This window comes from Paenisporosarcina sp. P4_E4_2 (genome assembly GCF_056401595.1).
This window is the reverse complement of the sequence record NZ_JBFUJC010000488.1, coordinates 1-1,640: the sequence shown is the minus strand read 5'-3', so window position 1 is coordinate 1,640 and position 1,640 is coordinate 1. Positions and strand designations below refer to the sequence as shown.

At 37.8% G+C, this 1,640-nt stretch carries 2 protein-coding genes and 1 pseudogene; all 3 read left to right on the top strand.

Features of this window, described 5'->3' with window-relative positions; genetic code table 11:
• A pseudogene (locus AC1DSB_RS18975) lies at positions 1 to 120 on the top strand (phosphate ABC transporter permease PstA); the annotation flags it as partial.
• 27 nt (positions 121 to 147) lie between these two features.
• Complete coding sequence (pstB, locus tag AC1DSB_RS18970; protein ID WP_016426931.1) at positions 148 to 972, top strand: phosphate ABC transporter ATP-binding protein PstB; 825 nt, start codon at positions 148 to 150, stop codon at positions 970 to 972.
• Positions 973 to 991: 19 nt separating this feature from the next.
• Positions 992 to 1,640: phosphate signaling complex protein PhoU (gene phoU, locus AC1DSB_RS18965; protein WP_477587383.1), on the top strand; the 649-nt coding region annotated here is incomplete at its 3' end.

Below are 1,640 nucleotides of genomic sequence, written 5' to 3'. Positions count from 1 at the left end.
CGTCCACAGGAAGCATTTCAACATGTAGCTTCARCAGGAATAATCGTCTTAATGATTTTCTTGTTACTGATGAATTCAATTGCTGTGTTCATTCGAAATAAATTCCAAAAACGTTATTAAGCCGATTCGGCACGGGAGGGTTTCAAAATGGTTCAACTGAATGTAAACAAACAAAATACAACAAGTTCAACAAGCACTAAACCAGAAACGATAGATAGAAACATTGTATATGATACGCGTCAATTAAATTTATGGTATGGCGAGCACCACGCATTGAAGAACATCGATTTAGCAATCAAAGAAAATGAAGTGACTGCAATTATCGGACCTTCAGGTTGTGGGAAATCGACATATATCAAGACATTGAACCGTATGGTTGAATTAGTACCTTCGGTAAAGACTTCTGGTGAAATCATTTACAGGGATCGAAATATTTTCGATGCCGATTACGGGGTCGAAGAGTTGCGAACAAAAGTGGGAATGGTTTTTCAAAAACCAAATCCATTCCCAAAATCAATTTATGACAATATTGCCTATGGTCCGCGTATACATGGTATTAAAAACAAAAAAACCCTGGATGAAATCGTCGAGCAAAGTCTTCGCGGAGCGGCTATCTGGGATGAAGTGAAAGACCGATTGAACGAAAATGCATACGGTCTTTCGGGTGGACAACAACAGCGTATTTGTATTGCACGTGCTCTTGCAATTGAACCAGATGTGATTTTAATGGATGAGCCAACTTCTGCTCTTGATCCGATATCTACGCTTAAAGTGGAAGAACTTGTACAGGAATTGAAAAAAAACTATTCCATCATCATTGTCACGCACAATATGCAACAAGCTGCACGGATTTCAGATCAAACTGCCTTCTTCCTGAATGGAGAAGTCATCGAGTTTGATAAGACTGACACAATTTTTTCTACACCTTCTGACAAACGTACAGAAGATTACATTTCAGGACGCTTTGGATGATCCAGAAGGAGGAATTTGAATGGTAGTAAGAGAAAAATTCGAACACGAGCTAAGAGGTGTTCAAGAGCAATTTTTAATGCTTAGCAATTTAGCCATTTCTACGTTAAATAAATCAATTGATGCATTATTAAGCCACGATGTCGATGTGGCCCTATCAATCATTGAAAATGACAAACATATTAATCGTTTGGAAGAAGAAATTAATGACCGTGTCATTTTATTGTTGGCAAAACAGCAACCGGTTGCTACGGATCTGCGTCGATTGATAGTATTATTGAAAGCTGCCCATGATATGGAACGAGTTGGAGATTATGCTGTCAATATTGCAAAAGAAAATATCCGTATTGGTAAAGCCGATTTCGTTTCACCAATCAAGAATATCGAAGAAATGCGGTCTAAAACCATTACAATGCTAACGGAAGTAATGAAAGCATTTATCGAAGAAAATATTGAAGATGCACGTAAGATTGCTGAGCTTGATGATCAAGTGGATAATTTGTATGGTCAAACCATTCAACAATTATTAAAAGTCGGCGCTGAAAATCCGCAAATGTTAAGTCAAGTTACGCAACTGTCATTTGTATGCCGTTATTTGGAACGATCAGCCGATCATGCAACCAATATAGCGGAACAATTATTTTATTTGGTCAAAGGTCGTCATTACGAAC

Coding starts and splice junctions, on each gene's coding strand:
- pstB (WP_016426931.1), top strand. CDS start 148: ATGGTTCAACTGAATGTAAACAAACAAAATACAACAAGTTCAACAAGC.